Origin of the sequence: Parafrankia sp. EAN1pec (genome assembly GCF_000018005.1) — a bacterium.
GTDB lineage: Bacteria > Actinomycetota > Actinomycetes > Frankiales > Frankiaceae > Parafrankia > Parafrankia soli.
The window spans coordinates 2219967-2241741 of record NC_009921.1; the positions used below are offsets into that span (position 1 = coordinate 2219967).

Genomic DNA, 21775 nt, shown 5'->3' on the forward strand with positions numbered 1-21775 from the left:
GACTATTTCCGGATCATGGTGGGTGGGGGAGCGGGGCCGCCGGCATCGGTGCCCTCGGCGCCGATGCGCACCCGGCCGACGAGGAGGTCGGAGCCACCGAACCAGGGGTCATCCAGTTCGACGCCGTCGTCGACGGCGACCGACACGACGTCGTCACCCTGGCGCGCGGCGGCGGAGACCTGCGGGCTCAGCGCGTGCGCGGCGAGCAGCACCACCAGCTCGGCCACGTCCGCGCCACCCGCCCGCCTGGCCTGCGCGAGGAGCTCCGACAGTCGCCGCGGCGCCTCCGGCGCGATCTCCAGGATGGCCGTCGCGGTCGACCAGGTCTCGTCGTCGAACCGCGCCGGCTCGCGCAGCGAGACCAGGTCCGCCTCGACCACCGGAGGTCCCAGCACCTCCTGCTCGGCGGGTGGTGCCAGGAGTCCGTCGACCAGGTCGACGAGGCGCACGGCCCGAGGTGTGCGCACTCCCACGGCTGCCGGGAAGAAGGCAGTGGCCGGAGCCGCCGCCGTCGCCACCGGCAGAGCCAGGACGGGCATCAGGACCTGCGTGTAGAGGTCGATCCCGTCGCGCGCGGGAACATCCGCGAACTGCTGGCGGTCCTGCTCGGCGCGGAAGACCGCGCCCGCCTCGAGCAGCCGCGCCTGGAGCTGGGTGTGGCGGCGGACGCAGTCCGCCACGATCGCGACCAGCTCGGCGGCCTGCCGCTTGTGATCGGCGTCGTCGGCCGCGTCGCGGTACCGCCGAATGTGAGTCAGGATCGCGTTCTCGTGCCGGTACCGCTGCTCGACGTGGCTGAGTGCCTCATCCAGCAGCGCCGGTACCGCGCGCAGCCAGTCGACCGCCAGCACGTTGCGCCGCGTCGCGTCGAGCTGTCGGCGCAGCTGCTCGGCGTACTGGACGGTCCGGTACCGCGCCGATTCCGCCGCCGTTCTGGCGTCGGCCAGCCGGCCGCGGCGGATCAGGTTGTCCAGCGTCACCTCGGCCGCGATCTGCGCGGAGGTCACGTCCGTGTCCAGCGCGCCGACGAGGACGGTCACCGCCTCGTCTGTGGCGCGCAGATACAGCTCGCCGCCGCTGCCCGTCAGCTCGACGAGCAGCTTGAAGTCGAACCGCCGGCGCACGTAGCGGCCGTCGGCCCGGTAGGTGCCGTAGATGACGTCGAACCCGCGGTCGACGCTGCCGACGTTGATCAGGTTGCTCAGCACCCACCGGGCGACCCGCTCGTGCTCGGCATGGGGCCGGTCGGGTGCCTGGTCGGCGGCCAGCGGGACGAGCTTGCGTAGCACCTGCTCGTGGTCCGCGCCCCGGTCGAAGTCCATGGCCACGGTGACCAGGTCGATGGCGTGCAGCGCGAGCTCGGCCATCGCGTAGACGTCGAAGTCGGCGCCCTCCAGGTACGACTTCCTGGCGTCCAGGTCGTGCAGCGGCTGGGTGAGCGCGAGCGCCTTGCGGCGCCGGGTCATCCCGGTGTCGGCGACCGCCGCGGGTGCGACGGTCGCCGTGGTTGCGGGGGTCATCGGCCTGCCCGGTCCCGGCCGACCAGGTGACGCGGCACGACGCGGGCCGTCCCGGCCGAGTCCGGCGGCGCCTGGCGGATCTCCATCTCTGGCACCCTAGCCGGGCGCCGATCCTGCCCCGCGCGGGCAGGTGTGGTCCTGGCCAGGGCACGCGCGGACCAACCCGCCGGTGCGTGCGCCGGCCTGAATCCGTGGCGGCACAACGAAGTGAGGCCGGAACGAGGCAAGTGCGGGGGAGGGGATGCCGCGGGCCCGAGCTCGGTACTACGCTCACGACATGTCATCGGTGTCGCTGTCCAAAGGCGGCAATGTCTCGCTCAGCAAGGTCGCGCCCAACCTGACGGCGGTTACCGTCGGTCTCGGTTGGCAGGTCCGTCAGACCACCGGCGCGCCGTACGACCTCGATGCCTCGGCGATCGTCGTGGGTGATTCGGGCCGTGTGCTGTCGGACAGCCACTTCGTGTTCTTCAACAACCTGGTCAGCCCGGACGGCGCTGTGACCCACCTGGGGGACAACCTCGTGGGCGGCGGCGGGGGCGACGACGAGCAGATCAACGTCGATCTCCGGATCCTCTCCCCGCAGGCCAGCAAGGTGGTCTTCGCGGTGTCGATCTACGACGCGGACGCCCGGCGGCAGACCTTCGGTCAGGTCCGCGACGCCTTCATCCGGGTGGCGGACGCGACGACCGGCGCCGAGGTCGCCCGGTACGACCTCACCGAGGACGCCTCGACCGAGACCGCGATGATCTTCGGTGAGCTTTACCGCTACGGCGTTGAGTGGAAGTTCCGGGCCGTCGGGCAGGGCTACGCGTCCGGCCTGCGCGGAATCGCGCTCGACTTCGGCGTCAACGTCTCCTAGCGGACCCGCCGACCGCCCTCAGAAGGACAGCCGGGATGGTGTCTGCCGCCGCCCGACGATCATCACCCGGACCATCCGGGTGTTCGCGTCGACCCGGTACAGCACCCGCCAGCCGCGCCCGGTCGCCTCGAACATGCCCACCTGGCTCTCGCCGGCGAGCGGCGTGCCCGCCTTGCGGGGATCGTTGCGCAGCGGCCCGTCCAGGAACCGGCGTACCTCGGCGCTGAGCAGCTCAGGCAGCTTCGCCAGGTCCCGCTCCGCCGAGGGGGACAGCGTCACCTCGTGCTTGTCGCTCATCGGTGGACGTCGACCGGGGCAGGGCGGCCGGCGGCGGCCTGGGCGGGTGCTGGAACGCGGTGCGCGTTGGGCATCTGCTGACCCTAACGCCTCCGGCTCGCCGATCGCCGGGTCATTTGACGTCCTCCCTGGCTTGAAGGCTGGGGGTTCCTGCCGTGCGGCGTGGGTTCACGCGGCACCTCGGTGGGTTCCTGTTTCACAGCCAGCTGCCCGGAGGGGTCCGGGTCTCACGTCGGCTCCGCAGGCGTTTACGGTCTCCGCCTGACGTGGCATTGCAGCCACGCCTTTCCGCCCGGCGGCGACCAGGCGCTGACCCTCGACGAGGATGTTCCGCGCGGCATTCAGGTCCCGGTCGTGGCTGACACCGCACCCCGGACAGGTCCACGTCCGGACCTGGAGAGGCTTCGGGCCGTCCCGGTGGCCGCAGGCCGAGCAGACCTGCGACGACGGGAAGAACCGGCCCACCCTCACCACGGCCCGGCCACACCGGGCCGCTTTCTCCTCGAGCAGACCGACCAGCATCGACCAGCCCGCGTCGTGCACCGACCGGGCCAGCCGCGTACGAGCCAGCCCGGCTACCGCCAGATCCTCGACGTAGACCGCTTGGTTGTCGCGGACCAGCCGAGCAGCGAGCTTGTGATGATGATCCCGGCGGGTGTCCCGTACCTTCCGATGTTCGACCGCGACCCGGCGGACCGCCTTGCGCCGGTTCACCGAACCCTTCCGCTTGCGGGCCAGTGCCCGCTGTGCGCGGGCGAGCCTGCGCTGACGCGACCGCAGAGGACGCGGGTTCGCGACGATCTGTCCGGTTGACAGGGTCGCGAGCCGGTCCAACCCGAGGTCGACGCCGATCTCGGCGCCTGTCGCCGGGGAGGGGACGTCGTCGACGTCGACGACGAACGACACGTAGTACCTGCCGTCCGCCTCCCGGATCACCGTCGCCGACGTCGGAACCGAGGGCAGCGGACGCGACCAGGCCAGCCGCAGATCTCCGACCTTCGCCACCCGCACCCCTCGGGGCGTGACGGTGAAGCCGTTGCGGGTGAGGCGGATCGACTGCCGGTTGTCCTTCCGTGACCGGAACCGCGGATGGCCGACCTGCCGGCCTTTCCGCTTCCCGGACAGCGAGTCGAACCAGTTCCGGAACGCCCGGCGTGCGTCCTGGCACGCCTGCACGAGTACCACCGACGACACCTCGGACAGCCAGGTTCGCTCGTCGGTGAGTTTCGCGAGGGTGACCACCCGGCGCTGAACCTCGGTGTCCGACAGTTTCTCGCCGGCCTTGTACGCCTCGTCGCGGGCCCGGATCGCGTCGTTGAACACGACCCCCGGGCGCAGCCGAACGCCCGCGCCAACGCCCGTGCCTGCCCCGGCCCGGGGTAGGCACGGTAGCGGTAACGAACGACTGCCACACCATCCAGCATATTTGGTCTATGACGGAAGCAGACGACTACAGGCGAGGCAGACATGTGGTCTCCTCGCTGCACGCCCACTTGGTCTTCGTGACCAGGTATCGGCGTGGAGGACTCGACGACGCGATACTGACCCGCTGCGAACAGATCATGCGCAGCGTGTGCTCCGACTTCGGCGCAGCCCTCACCGAGTTCAACGGAGAAGACGATCACGTCCACCTGCTGGTCGAGTACCCACCCAAGGTCGCGGTCTCCGCGCTGGTGAACAGCCTCAAAGGCGTGTCCGCCCGACGGCTGCGCACCGAGTTCACCGACCGGGTCAACCAGCACCTCATACGCGGCCACTTCTGGTCACCGTCCTACCTCGCAGTCTCGGCCGAAGACGCCCCACTGGCACTCGTACGCGAGTACATCGAGGAGCAACGGCGACCAGCCCCGACCCGCTAACCCCACTCCGAAGGACGGGGCTTGCACGCTACATTTTCCTGGTCACACTGGCCGGCACGGCCGCGCCACGGGAAGAGCGGCCCGGCAGGATGGGCGGGTGGCTCTCCCTCCCGCGCCGGTCACCGTCCAGGCCGTCATCTTCGATCTCGACGGTGTGCTGATCGATTCTGAGCAGGTGTGGGATGAGGTCCGGCGGGCCTTCGTGGCCGAGCGCGGGGGCCGCTGGGCGGCCGACAGCACCGCCCTGATGATGGGGATGTCCACCGCGGAGTGGTCCGGGTACCTGCTCGAGCTGGGTGCCGGTGACAGCGCGGAGGAGATCGCGGCCGAGGTACGCAGCCGGGTCGCGGCACGCTACGGCGACGCGCCGCCGCTGCTCCCGGGCGCCGTGGCGGCGGTGCGGGCGCTTGCGGAGCGCTGGCCACTCGGCGTGGCGAGCTCGTCCCCGCGGACGCTCATCGAGCTGGTGCTGGACCGCGCCGGCCTGGCGGGGGAGTTCCGCCAGGTCGTCTCCTCCGAGGAGGTCGCCCGGGGCAAGCCCGCGCCCGACGTATACCTGGAAGCCGTCCGCCGGATGCGGGTGCCGGACGGCACGGCGGCCGGTGTGGTGGTCGCCGTCGAGGACTCGGCGAACGGCCTGCGGGCGGCCTCGGCCGCGGGCCTCGCCGTCGTGGCCGTCCCGAACGAGCACTTCCCGCCCGACGCGGACGCTCTGGCGCTGGCGTCGGCCCGCGTCGACGGAGTCGCGGGGCTCACCGCCCAGGTCGTCCTCGCCGCCGCGGAGCACCACACGATCCGCACCTGACCGGCCTGTACGACGGCCGGCCTGTACGACGACTTTCCTGACCGGCCCGGACGGCGGCTGATCTGACCGGCCTTGCCGGCGCGTCGGCGAGGCCGCGGGATTGTCCGTGCTGGACCAGGGGTTGGAACGTCCATGACGGAGAACACGGATGCGGTCAAGCGCAGGGTCCTCACCGACACCGAGGTCTGGGCGGTTGTCGGGCTGTCCGAGAACACCTCGCGCGCGGCCTATGGCGTTGCCGAGTACCTGCGCAGGCACGGGAAGCGGACGATACCGGTGCACCCGTCGGCGCCGGTGGTCGCCGGCGAGCAGGGGTACGCGACGCTCAGCGAGATCCCGTTCCCGGTGGACGTGGTGGATCTCTTCGTCCGTTCCGACCTGGTCGGCGAGGTCATCGACGAGGCGGTGAAGATCGGCGCCGGTGCCGTCTGGACGCAGCTGGACGTCCGGGACGAGGCCGCGCAGGCACGCGCCCGTGACGCCGGGCTCGACGTGGTCGTGGACGCCTGCCCCCGCATCGACGGGCCCCGTCTGCTGGGCTGGCACTAGCCAACACCGGCATCCGGCCCACAGCGGCACCAGGCCTGGCCGGGAACCCGGCCTGATCCGGCAGGATGATCAACCGGGGAACGTCGGATCGTCACCGGCGTCGGGCTCGACCTTCGTGGGCGGCGCCGTCGGGTCGTCCCCGGCGTTCGCCGCGGCCGGGCCGCGCGCCGCGGGTCGGCTGCCCGGGGTGGGCATCCGGGCGTCCGGGCCGAGGCTCACGGGCCGGCGTTGCGGCGTGCTTCGTCCGGACGGCGTCTCAGGGGCGGCCCCGCCGGCTGCGGCGGGACGCGATCGGCGGTTCCTCGCCTCGAGCGTGACCCCGGGCGCACGTTTCGGCAGCGGCGGTGTGCCGGACGGGTTCTGCCGCCGTGCCGCCGCCGCGCCCGGGTTCGGTCCGCTCCGGAGAGGGGCCGGCCTGGCCGACGCCGCTGACGGAATCGGATCCGTCGGCGGAATCGGCGCCGGCGGGTTCGGTGTCGTCGGCGGGATGGGTCTGGCCGGCGTGGCCGGCCTCGTGGGCCTGCCTTCGCGATGATCGCCGTGGCCTGCCGGGGCCACGCGGCCCGGCGGCGCGCCGAGACCGCCGAGGCTGAACGGGGCGTCCGGATCGGCGCGATCGCCTGGCGCGCCGAAACCGGTCGCGCCGCCGCCGTCAGGGCCGGTCTCGGTGGCGCTGAGCGTGTCAGCACCGGTCGGGTCACCGTCGGTGTCAGGGTCGGCCGCGCCGAGGCCGGTCGGGCCGGGAGGCGTACGCCAGGGAGTCTCGGCGGCCTCGCGCCGCTCACGCCACGCGACGACCAGCAGGTGGCCCTGGTGGACGGCGAGCGCGGCTGCCGGCGGCAGCAGGAACAGCGCTGGCAGCAGATACCGGTAGTCGAAGCAGACGGTGGCCGCCGGCACGATGATCATCGTTGCCCCGGTCGCGACCAGGAACAGGCAGTCGGCGCCGGTGCGCCGGCGTTCCGCGGTCAGGTCGTGCCAGCGGGCACGCCCGTCACCCCCGCGCAGGCCCGCCGGGACGACCCGCGGCAGCGCGGCCAGGCAGGAGAGCAGGCCGAGGACACCGGCCACGGCGAGCGCCGGGCCGGGGGTGAAACCCCGGCTCTGGTAGGCCCGCAGATAGTCGGCCCACGGCTCGATCACGGTCCGATCCGGCCGGTCGGCCTCCCCGTGCAGGCCCAGCAGCGGCTCGTCGTTGTGCAGGTAGCGGGGCTCGTCCGCGGTCGGGAAGCGCCAGGTGGCGTCCGGCCAGTCCCGGGGCCCGACGCGGCGTCCCGGCTCGAAGTAGTGCGCGATGTCGGAGCCGACCATGCGCAGGTAGTCAACGGGCTGCCGGGTGATGACCTGCCGCGAGAAGTCGTTCAGCAGCCGGTCGCGTTCGTCGACGGGGACGTCGAGCTGATTGCTCGGGCTGTTGCGGTCCCACACGTAGTAGCTCGGGTCGGGCCGCTCGCCGACCGGGTGCGGGGAGCACAGCGAGAGCTGGCTGGGCTCGAGGTCGAGCTGGCCGCAGTCGGCGATCGGGGCGACCCGGCCGTACAGCCAGGCGGCGTCGCCCCCGGTGAGCCCGATCTTCCCGTGCGCGGACTGGAACCAGGACGCGTACGCGATCAGCGGCGCGGCCAGGAAGACGGCGAAGACCCCGACCCGCAGCCAGCCGACCCGGCGCAGCACCACGTAGCCGAAGGCCAGCAGGCCGATAGCCACGCCGATCGTGCGCACCAGGCCCGACGCGCCGAGGAGCAGGCCGGCCAGGGCGAACGCCCATACAGACGGCCGGCGTGACCACATCAGGGCGACGACCGCGGCGACGAGGAGGACGGCGAAGAGCGTCTCGGCCATCACGAAGTGCTCGATCACGATCTGGTAGGCGTCGAGCAGGATCGGTGCGGTGGCGAGCGCGGCGATCGGCGGGGCCACCCTGCGGTGGAGGAGCAGCACGTAGAGGGCCGTCGCGAGCAGGATCCCGAGCACGTGCTGTACCAGGGGGACGACCCACAGGTCGGCTCCGGTCTCGGTCAGTACGCGCAGGAACGCCGGGTAGCCGGCCGGGCGCATCGGGTCCGGTTCTGACAGCCGGGTAAGCCGGATGTACGCGTACGAGTCGCCGTTGAACTCGAAGACGGGCCGGTAGGCGTAGGTGGTGACGAGCCGCAGCACGACGCCGGCGAGCAGGAAAACTCCGAACACGGAGTGCCGGGTGAGCGGGGAGCGCCGTCCGGTAACTGACCGCCGGCGGAAGCGCCCGCGCCGGTTCAGCCCGGGGCGGGGCTCGGCCTCGAAGCCGGGCTCGAGCTCGGACGGGCCCGCGGCCGGCCCCAGGGCGGCGCGGTGGCCGGAGCCGCTCTCGTCGTCGCCGGTGGCCGGGCTCACGGCGGGCGTGGTCCAGGCGTCGCCGTCGCCGGGTCGGGATCGGCCAGGGGCCTCCAGTGCGCCGCGGGGTCCGGAGGCGTGGAGCTGTCCAGGTGCCGTCACGGCACCCATGGTCCACGATCGTTCCGCGGAATTGTCCAAATGGTCCCCTTTGGGCCCCCGATTGTGTATGTGGATCACGGTAAGACCCGATCGGAGTGGTCAGCGCTGGTGGGCGGGAATTCCACCGAGGACGGGTGCGGGCGCGGCGAGGAACGCCGCATCCTCGTCGTTCTCATGACTTTCCGGGCCCGTGCGGGTAGCCGGACCGGCTCCGCCGTCTGGCGTCGGCGTCCCGACCGGGCCCGGCGCCCCGACCGGCCCGGGGGCGCGGTCACCAGCCGCCGCGTCGTCGCCCGGCTCGGCCGCCACCGGCCTCGCGGCCGGCGGGGCCGCGGCCGGCGGGGGATCGGCCGGCGACACTGAGGACGGCGAGACTGCGGATGGCGACGCGCCGGTGGCCGCGGCTGAGACGGCGAGTCCGGTCGCGGGCGCCCAGCCGGCCCGGCGGTGGCCGCCGCTCGGCCCGGCCGTCACCAGCCGCAGGAAGAACGACCCGAAGGCGGTCTGCGCGCCGAGCACCATCAGCGACATGGCGAGCAGGGCGGGGCGCAGCTCGTTGAGCGGCCCCATCGAGTTCGCCAGCCATCGGGCGAGTATGACGCAGTCGATCGCGAAGCCGACGGTGAACAGGATCCCGCCGGCCGCCAGGCCCCGCTCGAGCGTGAAACGCCGGTGGATCGACGTCAGCGGCCAGCGGCGGCGCTCCTGCCACCCCGCGGCATGGTTGTGGACGTCGGCGAAGACACCGAGAAGCACCAACTGCCAACCGAGGATCGCGATCAGTGCGAACAGCACGGAGAAGTGCAGGTCGAGCCGGTGGAACCCGACATCGAGCGAACCGGGCAGGAGCGCCAGCTGGCCGGCCGTGCCCAGCCCGAACAGGACCAGACCCGGCAGGACGAACAGGTGCCTGGGCGCCAGCAGCAGCATGAACCGCAGGTGGCGCCAGCCGTCCCGCAGTGAGTGGAGCTTCGACGCCCCGACCCGCGGGTGGTAGGTGATCGGCACCTCCTCGATCCGCAGCTCGGCTCGACGGGCGGCGATGACGAGCTCGGAGGCGAGCTCCATGCCCTCGCAGCGCAGCCGCATCCGCCGGTAGGCGTCCCTGGTGAAGGCCCGCATCCCGGAGTGGGCGTCGGACGAGCGGACGTCGAACAGGCGGTTGAGGATGCCGGTGAGGAGCGGGTTGCCGACGTATCGGTGCAGCCAGGGCATGGCGCCGGGCAGGATCTCACCGGCGAACCGGGAACCCAGCACGTAGTCGGCGCGCCCGGCGCGCAGCGGGGCGAGCAGCGCGCCGAGGTCGGCGAAGTCGTAGGTGTCGTCGGAGTCGCCCATGACCAGGAACCGGCCGTGCGCGGCGGCGAAGCCGGCGAGATAGGCGTTGCCGTAGCCACGCCGTGACTCGGCGACGACGCGCGCGCCGGCCGCGGTCGCCACCGCCGCGGAGCCGTCGGTCGAGCCGTTGTCGACGACGACGACCTCGCCCGCGACTCCGGCGGCGGCCAGCCCGGCCAGCGCCTTGCGGACGCAGACGCCGACCGACTCGGCCTCGTTCAGGCACGGCATGACGACGGAGACGTCGAGGCGGTCGGCGGGATCACCGTCATCAGCGGAGTCGGCGACGGCAGTGCCGGCGACGGTAGTGCCGGTGACAGCGGTGCCGGCGACGGCTACATCGGCGACGGTGGCATCGGCGCGGGCGCCGGGGAGGCCGCCGGCGGCGAGCGGGCCGGCGGTCTCCGGCAGCGGACCGCCGGTGGTGCGCGAGTCGTTCACCATGCGTGACCCCCCACAGGCCAGGAGCAGACGTGCGCCGGGCCGAACTTGATGGTCCGCATCCCGGACCGGCCCGGCCGCGACGATCGGTCGACGAGGCGGGCCCCGCCTGTCGGCTCGGACCAATCCTCCGGTCCGAGCAGGTCGAACGCTCGGCGTCGGGCTGCAATCTACCCATATGCGTGAGCGCCGGGCAGCGGCCCTCGCCTGCGGCCACGGGGAGATACGCCCCGGCCTACCGGACGCCCACACCCGCCCCCGGCTGGCCGCGTACGGCGTGACACGCCGGTGGGCGCACGGGCGCCCCCGTGTGACGTGCCTAACGGAGAGGCGTAACCTCTGGTGCTCGTGCACCAAGGAAGTGTTTTCAACCTGGCCCCGGCCCTGCCGGCGCCCACCACAGAGGCGGAGCCGTCCGGCGACCCCGCCTCCGCCTCCCCCGTCGCGCGGCGGAGGTGTCCGCACAGTCCGCCCTGCCCGACGGCCGACAGCGCCGACCACGACGCGGCGAGAGTCACCAGCAGACACTGCGACCAGGGCTGGAGTCTGCTCTGCAACGGGGTGATCCTCTTCGAGGACACGGGGGAGATCCTGCCCACCGGTCGCACCGTGGAGCCGCGGCGACCGTTGCCGCGGCCCGGGTGCGTACCCCGGCCGCCCGCGCCGCGTCGAGGGGCGGTCGCCGCGCCGACACCGGTCTGACTCGCCACGTCCCGCCGCCGCCGGCTGGGCGGTGCGGCGTGCCCCGGCACCGTCCGGCCCAGGCCGGGGTTCCGCCCTGGCCCGGGCCGGCACCGGAGGGCACGGCCGGCACCTGTGAGCGGTGCCGTGCGCGCCGCGGATGCGCCGCGGGCGCCGCTGGGACGGCGGCGCGGGGGTCACCGGGCCGCTCCGCGCGCCGGCACGGCGGACCAGGCTGACGACGTACTGATGCCGGTCCGGCCTGTGCGAATCACCTGAACGTGGTCCTCCCGACCGTGAGAGGACCACGTCGCGGGCCACTATGCGCCAACCCGGCACCTCGCCCCGACCCGGTGTCCCGCCCGCCCGGACCCGACCCGGTGCCCTGACCCGGCGTTCCGCCTTCCCCGGCGGATCGCCGCGCGCGCCCGCCCGCGTACGGGACGAACGGGTACGGTTCCGGCGTGACGTCCATGCGGCGGATTCCGCGGCCCGTTCACCGTTCCCGCACCCGTGACCGTGACCGTTCCCGCGACCTGGTCGGCGAGAGCGATCTGCCCCGCGTCGGCGACCTGGCCCGCCTGCTCGTCCGGCACGACGTCGCGATCGGCCGGCGTTTCGTGCACACCTTCATCACGGTCGACCGCGCGATGTTCTCCGCCATCGCCGGCGCCCGGCCGCTGGTGGACCCGCTGCTGCCCCGGCTCTCCCACGCGGCCGACCACGGCATGCTCTGGTGGGGGGTGGCGGGCGCGCTGGGCGCGACGAAGGGCCGCCGCCGCCCGGCGGCGATGCGCGGCCTGCTCGCCCTGGGCGTCGCCAGCGCCGTCGCCAACGGCCCGGCCAAGCTCCTGTTCCGCCGGGGCCGGCCGCCGACACACGGCATCCCGCCGTTGCGCCGGCTGCGCCGTGACCTGACGACCTTCTCGTTCCCGTCGGGGCACTCGGCCTCGGCGGCCGCCTTCGCCACCGGTGTCGCGCTCGACGCGCCCGCGGCGGCCGTCCCGGTGGTCGCTCTGGCGTCCGCGGTCGCCTTCTCCCGGGTCTACGTCGGTGCCCACTACCCGGGCGACGTGGTGGCCGGCGCCGCGCTCGGCATCGGCGCCGGGCTGCTGACGACGAAGGTGATGCCGCGGCGCCCCTGGTCGCCGGCGCGGGCCCGGCCGGCGTCCGCCTGGGCCCCGGCCCTGCCGGACGGGACGGGCCTGGGTGTGGTCGTCAACGCCCGGTCCGGCGCCGGTCACCACGCCGAGCTCGCCGCCGTCCTGCGTGCCGACCTGCCCGGTGCGCAGGTCGTCGAGGTCGGCCCCGACCAGGACGTCGCCGAGGCCCTGGACCGCGTCGCCGCGCACAGCCGGGTCCTCGGCGTCGCCGGCGGCGACGGGACGGTCAACGCCGCGGCCGCGGCCGCTCTCGCCCGGGGCCTTCCGCTCGCGGTGTTCCCGGCCGGCACCCTCAACCACTTCGCCGCCGACGTCGGCCTGAACAGCGCCGGTGACACGATCAAGGCGGTCCGCGAAGGCACGGCCGTCGCGGTGGACGTCGGCAGGGTCGACGGCATCGGCGCGGCCGACTCCCGGTTCAGCCGGATCTTCGTGAACACCGCCAGCCTCGGCGGCTACCCGGACATGGTCGGCATCCGGGAGCGTTTCGAGCGCCGGATCGGCAAGTGGCCGGCGATGATCATCGCGCTGAGCCGGGTGCTGTGGAGCGACCCGCCGTTCGACGTCGAGATCGACGGCGTCACCCGCCGGGTCTGGCTCGTCTTCGTCGGCAACGGCCGCTACCTGCCCGACGGGTTCGCCCCGACATACCGGACCCGCCTCGACGAGAGCCTGCTCGACCTGCGGGTCGTCGACGCGACCGCGCCGCTGGCCCGGCTCCGCCTCGTCGGCGCGGTGCTGACCGGACGTCTCGGCCGGTCACGGGTCTACGAGCAGCGGACGGTGGAACGGGTGCGGATCTCCTCCAGTCAGCCGTCCCCGCTGCCGTTCGCCAGCGACGGCGAGGTGACCGAGGGGATCCGCCGGATCGCGGTCACGACGAGCGGCGCCCGTCTCATCGTCTACCGGCCCGAGTAGACCCGGACGGCGGCGGCGGTGCCCCGGGGCGGCACCGGGTGCCGGGTCAGTCCCCGGGAGGGCTCTGGAGTGGCACCAGCGCGCGCAGCGGGGTGGTGAGCCGGGCGAAGACCTCGGGGTCGAGCAGGTCCTCGACGAGTAGCGCGCAGGCCAGGTCTGCGCACAGCTCCATGACCCGCTCGTCCGAGGACGAGTCCGGCGCCGTGGCGAGCCGGCGGCAGGCCGGGCACAGCCGCCAGAACCCCTCGGCGGCGCTGCGGCGGACCAGCGTCCACACCCTCCGTCGCCCGGTCAGGACGGCGCTGTCGAAGGCCCGCTCCATCGCGATCTGGTGGGCGTCGTCGTCGCGGGTGAGCACGGTCGTGAGCAGGCCGTCGAAGACCTCGAGGCTGGCCTGGTCGTGGCAGCGGCGGGCCAGCCGCGGCAGTGTGGCCAGGACCCGTTTCACGTCGGCGGCGGCCGGGCCCAGATCCGGCTCGTGCGAGCGGACCCGCGGGTACACGGTGCGCCACGGCCGCAGCAGCGCCGTGTACTCGGAGCGGTTCAGGATCGGCTTCGCGTAGGCGCCGGCGAGCGCGTCGCGCATCGCGCGCAGCGCGGTCGCGGTGATCGCGGGGTCGAGCATGACGTACTCCGCGCCGGCCAGATCATCCGCGTAGATGGCGGAGAGGGCGTCGAAGGCCGCCAGGACCTCGACGATCAGCGGGGAGTCGGGGGCGAGCGCCTTGTCCCGGGCCGAGGCGAGCTGACCGGAGTTGCGCCACAGCGAGGCCAGTGCCACCAGCTCGCTGTCGGAGGTGTGCACGAGTTGCGCCAGGATGCCGAGGATCCCGCGGAGGTTCGGATGCTCCTCCAGCCGCTCGATGCGGCGGGCCCGGAGGATCATGCCTGCCGGCCCGGCTGGCGGGTGGCCGCCATGGTGGCGGCCGGACCGGTGGTCCTCGGGACACGCGTCACGTGCTCCTCCTCGATCTCGTGGCGACCAGGTCGCGACGGGCCCCACCGAGCGCCGTCCGGATCACCGGACGGCCGCGGACTCCGCGAACCGGATGCTCCGCATTCCGGCCACGCGACGCCGGCCACGCTCCTGCCCTCGACGGGCCGGTGCCGCGGCACGGTGCCGTGCGCCGTGGGGGACGTCCCGCGGCGGTTGGCCGACCCCTGGCCGACGTGCGACAGCGTCGCCTGGCCGTCGGCCGTGGATGTCACTCCCGAGACAATAGTGTCGCCGGTGACGATCCGGAACCGATTGCCGGTGACAGCTTGTCACACGGAGTGCTGTGCTGGTGGCGCCGTTGTAGTACAGATGGTAGCCGGTGCGCGGCCGGAGCTCCGTGAACACGAAGAGTTAGTGTCACATTCGGTTACGCACAGTGGTGTCGAGTGCGGCGAACGTCGTCACGCCGTGTCGCGGGCGGCACGTCCGCCACCGGTGCCCGCGGGGCCCCGAGTGTCTCGGAAAAGCCCCGCGGGCCAGGTCCGGCGGCCGCCACAGGCCGCTCCCAGCCGCCGCCACGGGCCCGTCCAGCCGCCGTGGACCGGGTAGCCGCCACGGGCCGGGCAGGCCGCTGAGGCCGCGGCCGGCTGACCGGCCGCGCCTGGTCAGCCGGAGACTGGCTGGTCGTTCTCTTCCGTGGCGCCGTTGCCGAGAGCGGCCTCGTTGGCGCCGTCCTTGCGTAGCCCGTACCGGCGGATGGCGTCGTCCACGGTGGCCTGCTCGACGTCACCTGTTCGTGTCAGTGCCTCCAGGGTCGCCACGACCACGGACTCGGCGTCGACGTTGAAGTGGCGCCGTAGGGCCGCCCGGGTGTCGGAGCGGCCGAAGCCGTCGGTGCCCAGCGAGGTGTACGGCTGTGGCACCCACCGTGAGATCTGGTCGGGGACGGCGCGCATCCAGTCCGAGACCGCGATGACCGGGCCTGGTGCGCCGTTCAGGATCTGGCTGATGTAGGGCACGGCTGGCGGCTGCTCGGGGTTGAGCAGGTTGCGCCGCTCGCATACCAGTGCTTCCCGGCGCAGTTCGTTCCACGAGGTCACTGACCACACGTCGGCGGCGATGCCGTAGTCGGCCGCCAGCATCTCCTGGGCGGCCAGCGCCCAGCGCATGCCGGTACCGCTGGCCAGGAGCTGTGCCTGCGTCGTGGTGGAGCTCTCGGTGGCCCCGTCCTCGACCGGCCCGGTGGGTGTCTCCTCGCCGCCGGTGAGCGCGTCGGCGGTACGGAACCGGTACATGCCGGCGATGATCTGGGTCGGGTCGACCCCGGTCGGCTCGGCTGGCTGCGGGACCGGCTCGTTGTAGACGGTCAGGTAGTAGAAGACGTTCTCGTTCCGCTCGCCGTACATCCGGTCGAGGGCGTCGCGGACGATGTGGGAGATCTCGAACGCGAACGCCGGGTCGTACGACACGCACGCCGGGTTCGTGGATGCCAGCAGTAGCGAGTGGCCGTCCTGGTGCTGTAGGCCCTCGCCGTTCAGGGTCGTGCGCCCCGCGGTGGCGCCGAGTAGGAAGGCCCGGCCGAGCTGGTCGCCGAGCGCCCACATCTGGTCGCCGGTCCGCTGGAAGCCGAACATCGAGTAGAAGACGTACACCGGGATCATGTGCTGGCCGTGGGTGGAGTACGCCGTCGCGGCGGCGATCACCGAGCCCATCGAACCGGCCTCGCTGATGCCCTCGTGCAGCATCTGGCCGGACTCGGACTCCCGGTAGGAGAGCAGCAGCTCCCGGTCGACGGCCTCGTAGCGCTGCCCGTGCGGCGAGTAGATCTTCGCTGTGGGGAACATCGCGTCCATGCCGAACGTGCGCGCCTCGTCCGGGATGACGGGCACGAACCGGGCGCCCATCTCCTTGGTCTTCATCAGGTCCTTGAGTAGGCGGACGATGGCCATTGTCGTGGCCACCGGCTGCTTGCCCGAGCCCCGCCGCAGCTCGTCGAAGATCGACTTTGGTGGCTGGGGGAGGGTGCGGGCGTGCACCACGCGGCGCGGGATCGATCCGCCGAGCCCCGCCCGGCGTTCCCGCATGTACTGGATCTCCTCGGAGTCCGGCCCCGGGCGGTAGTACGGCGGGAGGTTGCCGTCCAGCGCCGAGTCGGGGATTTCCAGGTAGAGCCGGTCGCGCAGCTCCTTGAGCTCGGTCTTGGTGAGCTTCTTCATCTGGTGCGTGGCGTTGCGGCCCTCGAAGTCCTTGCCCAGCGTCCAGCCCTTGATCGTGTGGGCGAGGATCACGGTGGGCTGACCGGCATGCTCCGTGGCCGCCTTGTAGGCCGCGTACAGCTTGCGGTAGTCGTGCCCGCCGCGGGAGAGCTTGCTGAGATCCTCGTCGGCCAGGTCGGTGACCATCCGGCGTAGCCGGGCGTCGGCGCCGAAGAAGTGCTCCCGGATGTAGTCGCCTGACGAGGTCGAGTAGGTCTGGAACTGGCCGTCGGGTGTGGTGTTCATCCGGTGGACGAGGACGCCGTCGGTGTCCTTGGCGAGCAGCGGGTCCCAGTCACGGCCCCAGACGACTTTGATGACGTTCCAGCCGGCGCCGCGGAACAGCGACTCCAGCTCCTGCATGATCTTGCCGTTGCCGCGGACCGGCCCGTCGAGGCGCTGCAGGTTGCAGTTCACCACGAAGATGAGGTTGTCGAGCTCCTCGCGGGCGGCGACCCCGAGGGCGCCGATCGACTCCGGCTCGTCCATCTCGCCGTCGCCGAGGAACGCCCACACCTTGCTGCGGGAGGTGTCCTTGATCTGGCGGTTGAGCAGGTAGCGGTTGAACCGCGCCTGGTAGATGGCGTCGATCGGGCCGAGGCCCATCGACACTGTCGGGAACTCCCAGAAGTCCGGCATCAGCCGGGGGTGCGGGTAGGACGACAGGCCGCCCGGCTCGCCCTCGCGGCGGAACGCGTCCAGCTGTGCCTCGGTGAGACGGCCCTCGAGGAACGCGCGGGCGTAGATGCCGGGGGAGGCGTGCCCCTGGATGAAGATCTGGTCCCCGGAATCGCTGCCGGGGGAGGAGGTCAGGTGGTCCTTGCCCCGGAAGAAATGATTGAAGCCGACCTCGTACAGGCTCGCGCTCGAGGCATATGTGGCGATATGGCCGCCGACATTATATTCCGGACGGTTCGCGCGGCTGACCATGATGGCGGCGTTCCACCGGATGTACGCCCGGATCCGCCGTTCGACGTGCTCGTCGCCCGGGAACCAGGGTTCCTGCTCGGGGGGGATCGTGTTGATGAAGTCGGTGCTGGTCAGGCCCGGTACCCCGACCGCCTTCTCGCGTGCCCGTTCGAGGAGTTTGAGCATGAGGAACCGTGCCCGGCCTCGCCCGGACTCCTCGATCACCGCGTCGAGCGACTCGAGCCATTCGCTGGTTTCGGACGGATCGATGTCCGGCAACTGGCTCGGGAGCCCGTCGGTGATGACCGAGAACTTCCGCGTTGTGTCCTGCGCCACGCCTACTCCTGCTCTCCGTTAGCTCCTGTGCCGATGCCCTCTCACTATCGTGCTCCGTCTCGACACGGCCGTCACGCACACCCTGCCTACTGTGCGGTAGGGAAACTGGATCGGCACACGCGGTTGTTCGTGGTCTGTCCCCGAGGTGGTGGCGCGCCGGTGAACACGCCGCGACGGCCGTCTGACCAGCACCTGGACGCAGCCCTCGGACCCGGGCGGCCACCCAGGCGTCGGAGTGGCGTGCGGGCGGTCGCACCGGCAGGTGCGGGATGGTTGGGGATACGTGCGCCCGAGTTGTGGACGCCCGCCGAGGGAGGGACGCCACCGTGGAGACGAAGACGATGACGGTGCGGACGGGGCGCGACGAACGGGTCGTCGACCTCACCGAGCCGGCGGCCGAGTTCGTCGCCGGCCGGGGCGACGGGCTGCTGTCCGTCTTCATCCCGCACGCGACGGCGGGCGTGGCCATCCTCGAGCTGGGCGCCGGCAGCGACGACGACCTCCTCGCCGCCCTGGCCGCCCTGCTGCCCGCCGACGACCGCTGGCGGCACGCCCACGGCTCGCCCGGGCATGGCCGCTCACACGTGATGCCAGCCATCATCCCGCCGTCCCTGACCGTTCCCGTCCTGGACGGGCGGCTCGCGCTCGGTACCTGGCAGTCGGTGGCGCTTGTCGACCTCAATGTGGACAACCCTGAGCGAACCGTCCGGTTCTCCTTCCTGCCGGGCTGACCGGCCCGGTCAGCCCCGCCCGGCGGGCAAAGTCCGGCCAGTGCGCCCACTCCGGCGCCGGACCTGGGATCATCGGAACGGCCAGGAGACGTCCGACATCACATACCCGCAGGTTGGACCGATGGTGGGATCATGTCGGCGGGTTTCGTACGACGGGTTGACGAGGCGGCCCCAGGGTAGCGAGATTGTGTCAGCGGAGATCGTTGTGGAACGGCCGGCATCCCCCTGCTTGTCCACAACCCCCGGCGTGGCACTTGCGCACCCACCGCATGGTCCGGTGGACTAGGCCCACGGCGGGTCGCGCGAGCGGATCGTCGCCGAACCGGTCCGCCCACGACCGGGGCGCCTCGCGACCGCGGAGCGTCGTGTAGACGAGCAGGAGGTAGCGGAGGGTGAGTCCGACCGCGGCGAACGCCGAGGGTCAGCGCCGTGCGGAACGTCTGGGAGTCATGGCCGGCACCTTGGTCCAGTCGCTCAACGAGGACGACGACATCGCCCAGGATCTCCTGGACGCGGTCACGACCTCGAGTGGCACCGACCTCGTCCCGGAGGACTCCGACGACGTGGTAGACGTCGTGCTCCTCTGGTGGCGCGAGGATGACGGTGATCTTGCCAACGCCCTCATTGACGCGCGTAGGCAGTTGTCCGAGGACGGCGTGATCTGGCTGCTTACCCCGAAGGCTGGCCGTGACGGCCACGTCGAGCCCAGCGACGTCCTGGACGCCGTGCCGACCGCCGGCCTCGTCCAGACCAGCACCGTCAGCGTCGCGGCCGAATGGGCCGGAATGCGGCTGGCCGCCCCGAAGTCCCAGCGGGTCCGCCACCGCTGAGGCCCCGGGCGCCCGCGCGCGTCCGAGGCCTCAGCGGCGGCGATCTCCCCAGTCGGGGTCGCAACCGATCGGCGTGACGTGCTTGCCGACGGTTCTTCCGCCATGCCCAGGGCCAGGTCCGTGTGCCGCCCGGCCTGCCGGCATCCTCGCTTGAATGATCAGCGGTACGGCACCGCGGGCCGTCACAGCCCGCGGTGCCCCGTTTCTCGTCCGCTGCGCCGTGCGGCTCAGCGGCTCAGCGGCACCTGCTGGCCTTCGACCGCGCCGGGGTAGCGGTTCCAGATCTTGTTGATCTCGAACTGGAGATAGAGTGGCCCACCGCCGATCAGCCACAGCAGGAACGCGATCCCCGGGCTGATCTCCGGCAGGCCCGCGGCGCGCTGCGCCTCCGCTGTCCGCGTCCCCAGCCGCCACGCCGCCACGAACGGCGGGACGATCAGCACCCAGCCGATCAGGAAGGCCAGCAGCGACAGCGTAGGGTTGACCTTGATCCGCGAGTTGTAGGCGGCAAGCTCTTTGTTGGTCTTGTACACCCAGACGAACCCGTAGATCCCGAGAGTGATCAGCGGAAGGCCGAGCCACACCCCGAACGGATTGCGCCGTTTACCGAGGACGCCGGCTCCGACCGGCGGCACACCGGCCGGCGGTGGCCCATACCCGGGCGGCACGGGATAGGTCTGCCCGGCCCCGGGATGGGGCGGGTAGGGATTCGCGCCCTCCCGGGGGAACGGCGGGTAGCCGCCCGGACCACCCGGGGCCGGACCGGGCACACCCGCCGGCCCGGCCGCGCCGGCGAACCCGCGCGGGCCTCCGGGCGGTGCTCCAGGAGGGCCGTCCGGGAACGATCCGAAGGCACCGCCGGGCCCGGGCGGCTGTCCGCCGGGGCTTCCGTGGCCGCCCGGTCCCCAGCCAGGTGGGCCGGACGGCGGCATGTGATCGGTCAAGGTGGTCACGACCTCCCTGCTGTCGGCATCCGCGGGACGCCCGACGCGCCACTGTGCGGCCCCGTCCGCGGCGTGGCCGCGAGCCGGGGCAACGGGCGGAAAAAGCACACTCCGCCCGGTCACCTCTGTCGTTGTCCGGCACGACTAGCTCGCCGCGGTCGTTGACCGGTCAGACTAGGGCACCGGAGTCCCGGAAACCGGCTCCCGCGCCTTCCTGTGGCTTCGCTGACCGGAAAAGTGCCATCCGCGGCCGGCCGGGCACGTCTTGGAGTCGTTTCGGGTCTCTACATCTTCGAGTGCCGTTGCCGAGTACCCGCCCCGATGTGTTCCCCCTGTGTGCTCATCCTGTTCACCACCGCATCCGTGTCGTAGCGCCGCCGCTGCCCACCGCCCCGGCCTGCCCGCGGGATCCGGCACACCGGCCGCAGCCGGAGCGCAAGGCCGCGGCCGACGGTGGCATGCTGGCGGAGAGGACCGACAGGTCGCGAAGACCGAGAGGTCGAACAGCACCGCAGGACGCGAAAACCAACCGCAATCGAGAGGAAGAGCTCGTGACCGTCGACGTCGGAGCCGTCGCCCCCGACTTCTCGTTGAAGGACCAGAACAACGAGGTCGTCACCCTGTCCGACTTCCGGGGCCGCCGCAACGTGGTGCTCCTGTTCTACCCGCTGACCTTCACCGGCGTCTGCCAGGGCGAGCTGTGCTCCGTCCGGGACGACCTGGCCTCCTTCCAGAACGACGACGTGCAGGTACTGGCCATCTCCGTCGACTCCTCCTTCGCGCACAAGGTCTGGGCCGACCAGCAGGGCTACGAGTTCCCGCTGCTGGCCGACTTCTGGCCGCACGGCGAGGTGGCGAAGGCCTACGGGGTCTTCAACGAGGAGAAGGGCATCTCCCTCCGCGGAACCTTCATCATCGACAAGGAGGGCAAGGTGCGCTGGAAGGTCGTCAACAACATTCCGGACGCACGCGACCAGGCCGAGTACCTCAAGGCCCTCGCCTCGCTGTAGTCCCGGCGAGCGGCGGGCCGGGTCGCCTCGCCCGTCGGACCCCCGCGAGGTGTTCCCGTGCCAGGGAACACCTCGCGGGGGTCCCGGCGTGGCATGGCACGGGCGACGTGCGCCGCCGGTCTTCGAGGACGGGGAACCTCATGCCGTGTTTCCGCTGCAGTGCGCGACAGACCGACCCAGTCCGGGGCGCGAGCCCCTGGCAACGCGCGGTCGTCGGCGGCGAACAGGTCCTGGTCTGCCCGACCTGCCGCCCCTCCCCGGAGTGGGAGAAGATCCTTGACCGCTGCGACCGCTGCGCCTCGACCCACCTGGCGAAGGCCCTCGGCACGGTGTTCTGCCGGGCCTGCGGCGCGCGGAAATCCTCCGAACAGCAGCCCGCCGGGCGCTCGCCAGCCCCTGAACCGCCCTCATCGGCTCGCGAACCGTTCTCAGCCACGCCCGGACTGTCCTCACCCATCCCCGAACCGTCGCGGACCGCCTCCGACGTGCCAGAGACCACAACCGGTGCTCTGCGCCCGCCGGCCGCAGGCTCCGCCAAGGGCGTGCCAGCCGCCACAGACACTCCCAACGCCTCCGCGGGACGTCATGGCGGGGAACCAGCCACGGAGGGGCCTGAGCGTGCCCTCAGCGGCGACCTCGCCGCCGATGTGGACGCAGCCCTCGCCCGCATGTTCGGGCGACCGCGCCCGGTTTCCTGACCCACGATCCGGGATCATCCGCTAACGTTGCGACCGGGCACGGTCACCTCACCGATCCGGCGATCGGCCGTGCCACCGGACGGACGATGCCTGCGTAGGCTGGGCATCCACCCCGGGCGCGTAGCTCAGCGGGAGAGCGCTCGCCTTACAAGCGAGTGGTCGCAGGTTCGATCCCTGCCGCGCCCACGCGCTGGTTCCGCGTGTTCGCTTGATTTTTGAT

At 72.2% G+C, this 21775-nt stretch carries 17 protein-coding genes, 1 tRNA gene and 1 pseudogene; 10 read left to right on the top strand and 9 right to left on the bottom strand.

Annotated elements, in window-relative coordinates; genetic code table 11:
• Positions 1–2: 2 nt before the first annotated feature.
• On the bottom strand, positions 3–1520 hold the full coding sequence (locus FRANEAN1_RS09075) for a hypothetical protein (RefSeq protein ID WP_020459455.1): 1518 nt from the start codon (positions 1518–1520) through the stop codon (positions 3–5).
• Positions 1521–1797: 277 nt separating this feature from the next.
• Between FRANEAN1_RS09075 and FRANEAN1_RS09080 the strand changes: the two genes are divergently transcribed.
• Positions 1798–2379: a TerD family protein gene (locus FRANEAN1_RS09080; RefSeq protein WP_041253899.1), complete on the top strand. Its 582-nt coding sequence runs from the start codon at positions 1798–1800 to the stop codon at positions 2377–2379.
• Between the two features lie 18 nt (positions 2380–2397).
• Here FRANEAN1_RS09080 and FRANEAN1_RS09085 read toward each other — a convergent pair whose 3' ends face one another.
• From FRANEAN1_RS09085 to FRANEAN1_RS43120, 3 genes and pseudogenes are all read right to left on the bottom strand, one after another.
• Positions 2398–2676, bottom strand: a complete 279-nt coding sequence (locus FRANEAN1_RS09085) for a type II toxin-antitoxin system RelE/ParE family toxin (protein ID WP_020459457.1) — start codon at positions 2674–2676, stop codon at positions 2398–2400.
• A gap of 168 nt (positions 2677–2844) precedes the next feature.
• Positions 2845–3999, bottom strand: coding sequence for an RNA-guided endonuclease TnpB family protein (locus FRANEAN1_RS09090; protein ID WP_020458293.1), 1155 nt, complete (start codon positions 3997–3999; stop codon positions 2845–2847).
• A gap of 38 nt (positions 4000–4037) precedes the next feature.
• Positions 4038–4145: pseudogene (locus tag FRANEAN1_RS43120) on the bottom strand (hypothetical protein); the annotation flags it as partial.
• Here FRANEAN1_RS43120 and tnpA point away from each other — a divergent pair.
• The 3 genes from tnpA to FRANEAN1_RS09105 all read left to right on the top strand — a co-directional run bounded on the left by tnpA (position 4110) and on the right by FRANEAN1_RS09105 (position 5889).
• Positions 4110–4535: an IS200/IS605-like element ISFsp4 family transposase gene (gene tnpA, locus FRANEAN1_RS09095; RefSeq protein WP_020459458.1), complete on the top strand. Its 426-nt coding sequence runs from the start codon at positions 4110–4112 to the stop codon at positions 4533–4535. The pseudogene FRANEAN1_RS43120 and the gene tnpA overlap by 36 nt on opposite strands.
• 97 nt (positions 4536–4632) lie before the next feature.
• Positions 4633–5340, top strand: a complete 708-nt coding sequence (locus FRANEAN1_RS09100) for an HAD family phosphatase (RefSeq protein WP_020459459.1) — start codon at positions 4633–4635, stop codon at positions 5338–5340.
• 132 nt (positions 5341–5472) lie between these two features.
• Complete coding sequence (locus tag FRANEAN1_RS09105; RefSeq protein ID WP_020459460.1) at positions 5473–5889, top strand: CoA-binding protein; 417 nt, start codon at positions 5473–5475, stop codon at positions 5887–5889.
• 69 nt (positions 5890–5958) lie between these two features.
• Here the strand turns inward: FRANEAN1_RS09105 and FRANEAN1_RS09110 are convergent, their stop codons facing one another.
• Complete coding sequence (locus FRANEAN1_RS09110; protein WP_347177043.1) at positions 5959–8262, bottom strand: hypothetical protein; 2304 nt, start codon at positions 8260–8262, stop codon at positions 5959–5961.
• A gap of 201 nt (positions 8263–8463) precedes the next feature.
• The gene (locus tag FRANEAN1_RS09115) at positions 8464–10146 is read right to left on the bottom strand and encodes a glycosyltransferase family 2 protein (protein ID WP_041253901.1); all 1683 of its coding nucleotides are present in this window, start codon (positions 10144–10146) and stop codon (positions 8464–8466) included.
• A gap of 345 nt (positions 10147–10491) precedes the next feature.
• Between FRANEAN1_RS09115 and FRANEAN1_RS43125 the strand changes: the two genes are divergently transcribed.
• Positions 10492–10845: a DUF5999 family protein gene (locus tag FRANEAN1_RS43125; protein WP_241831410.1), complete on the top strand. Its 354-nt coding sequence runs from the start codon at positions 10492–10494 to the stop codon at positions 10843–10845.
• A 452-nt stretch (positions 10846–11297) separates the two neighbouring features.
• Positions 11298–12905 (top strand): phosphatase PAP2 family protein, encoded by a 1608-nt coding sequence (locus FRANEAN1_RS09120; RefSeq protein WP_020459464.1) that lies wholly within the window; start codon positions 11298–11300, stop codon positions 12903–12905.
• Positions 12906–12951: 46 nt separating this feature from the next.
• Here FRANEAN1_RS09120 and FRANEAN1_RS09125 read toward each other — a convergent pair whose 3' ends face one another.
• Entirely contained in the window at positions 12952–13791 is an 840-nt protein-coding gene (locus FRANEAN1_RS09125; protein ID WP_020459465.1) for a hypothetical protein, read from the bottom strand.
• Positions 13792–14507: 716 nt separating this feature from the next.
• Positions 14508–17342, bottom strand: a complete 2835-nt coding sequence (gene aceE, locus FRANEAN1_RS09135) for a pyruvate dehydrogenase (acetyl-transferring), homodimeric type (protein WP_020459466.1) — start codon at positions 17340–17342, stop codon at positions 14508–14510.
• A gap of 326 nt (positions 17343–17668) precedes the next feature.
• Here aceE and FRANEAN1_RS09140 point away from each other — a divergent pair, with 326 nt between their 5' ends.
• Both FRANEAN1_RS09140 and FRANEAN1_RS09145 read left to right on the top strand, forming a co-directional pair.
• Complete coding sequence (locus FRANEAN1_RS09140; protein ID WP_235013747.1) at positions 17669–18073, top strand: YjbQ family protein; 405 nt, start codon at positions 17669–17671, stop codon at positions 18071–18073.
• Positions 18074–18465: 392 nt separating this feature from the next.
• The gene (locus FRANEAN1_RS09145) at positions 18466–18903 is read left to right on the top strand and encodes a DUF3052 domain-containing protein (RefSeq protein WP_020459468.1); all 438 of its coding nucleotides are present in this window, start codon (positions 18466–18468) and stop codon (positions 18901–18903) included.
• A gap of 227 nt (positions 18904–19130) precedes the next feature.
• On the opposite strand, the gene FRANEAN1_RS43130 is transcribed toward FRANEAN1_RS09145, so the two are convergent.
• On the bottom strand, positions 19131–19856 hold the full coding sequence (locus tag FRANEAN1_RS43130; protein ID WP_347177044.1) for a DUF4234 domain-containing protein: 726 nt from the start codon (positions 19854–19856) through the stop codon (positions 19131–19133).
• 542 nt (positions 19857–20398) lie between these two features.
• On the opposite strand from FRANEAN1_RS43130, the gene FRANEAN1_RS09155 reads away from it, so the two are divergent.
• Both FRANEAN1_RS09155 and FRANEAN1_RS09160 read left to right on the top strand, forming a co-directional pair.
• Positions 20399–20857: a peroxiredoxin gene (locus FRANEAN1_RS09155; RefSeq protein WP_020459470.1), complete on the top strand. Its 459-nt coding sequence runs from the start codon at positions 20399–20401 to the stop codon at positions 20855–20857.
• An 812-nt stretch (positions 20858–21669) separates the two neighbouring features.
• Positions 21670–21741 (top strand) — tRNA-Val (locus tag FRANEAN1_RS09160).
• The last annotated feature ends 34 nt before the right edge of the window (positions 21742–21775 follow it).